A 1,454-nucleotide genomic window follows, 5' to 3' on the forward strand; every position below is an offset into this window, starting at 1 on the left:
TAGTCTTAATTAAGTAAATTTTAAGGTATAATTCTAATTAATAAAATACTTTTTAATTCAATTCCATCGAATGCGCCCAGATGTAAAGGCTCGTATTTGATTATCGGGCAAACGTAGTAATAATCTGCCTGATTCATCAATGCCGATCGCGACTCCTGCGATCGCTTCCGAAGGCAGTTCGAGGACGATCGCGCGATCGCGAAGGGCATCGCGACGGCGTAACTCTGGCAGCAACAGGGCTAAACCGCTATTTTTCCCTGTTGGATCTACCCTGGAAAGCAGATCGGCTAGTTCCAGCAAATAATGCCGCAACCGCTCTAGGAGAGAGAGTTCATCGGGCACTATACTAGAAATAGACTGCAAAGCGATCGCATTGCCGATCGCCTTCGCATCCAGTCCCGCCTCCGCAAAATCAACACAGCGGTTGAGCCCCACCCCTACGATCGCGCGAGCACTACCCGAACCGCTACCAGAATTCGCCTCGCAGAGAATTCCGGCTAACTTGCGATCGCCAATCAACACATCGTTAGGCCATTTCTGACGCAGCATACCACGACAATCAGGCACTAAATCCTCGATCGCATAAATTACGGCTAAAGCGGCGGCTAAACTGAGTCCCGGTAACTGCGAAGGGTGCAAGCGATCGCACACAAAACTAGCAGTTAAAACACCCGTTGGCGCATACCAAATGCGTCCCTGTTGCCCGCGCCCAGAGGTTTGTAGCCTCGTAAACACGACATCCCCGTGTTGGATCTCTGACGCGCGATCGCTCGCCCAAGTGTTCGTACTGGGGCAAGTATCCACCCAATGCAACCACTCAGGAAGGTTTTCGGGGGTGCGATCGGCAGATGCGGACAGGGGCATTAAAGGCAACTCAGACAAAGCTTGATTTCAATCCTAAATTACTATGTCAGCGAATCTTAATCTTAAAATCTCAGAATAGCACTATTTTGTAGTTTAATATACAGTTTGCCTAAAAAAATGCTGTTAACGTCTGAACATTAATGGCATAGTAATCATATTTTACTATTGCTACATTTCAAAAAGTTACGTATCTTACAATAACTAAAAGTCTCGAATAAATCTTTGAGTTACACACAAGATTTTTCTAGACAAAAGTTAAAAAAATTAGCAGCTTCTAGGGTTCCGATTTGAACAAAAAATCTAATTAAGTTTAGAAAATTCAAGTGCTGGTCCAAGAGAAGCAAACTGGCAAGCCTAAATATTTAATTTTAAGGAATAACTAGCCAGTTACACGGCGGGAGAAAAGCCCGGGAGGAACGCTATCAGTCAAAGAGACTGAGTTCGTTTTTTCTTGGGCTTTATCGTTTTTATAGAGCCTTTGCGGAAGCGAACAAAGCAAAATATAGCGGTTAACTGTTAACTGTTAACTGTTAATTCAGGACTTACGCAAAACTATCAGTAACGCCGCCATCTTGGCGGTATTGTTACCG

General features: G+C 44.6%; 1 protein-coding gene. It reads right to left on the bottom strand.

Features of this window, described 5'->3' with window-relative positions; genetic code table 11:
• Positions 1 to 57: 57 nt before the first annotated feature.
• Positions 58 to 882: a biotin--[acetyl-CoA-carboxylase] ligase gene (locus PY364_RS17060; RefSeq protein ID WP_275524276.1), complete on the bottom strand. Its 825-nt coding sequence runs from the start codon at positions 880 to 882 to the stop codon at positions 58 to 60.
• Positions 883 to 1,454 lie beyond the last annotated feature (572 nt).

Origin of the sequence: Kamptonema sp. UHCC 0994, from assembly GCF_029167235.1 — a bacterium.
Classification (GTDB): domain Bacteria; phylum Cyanobacteriota; class Cyanobacteriia; order Cyanobacteriales; family Microcoleaceae; genus Kamptonema.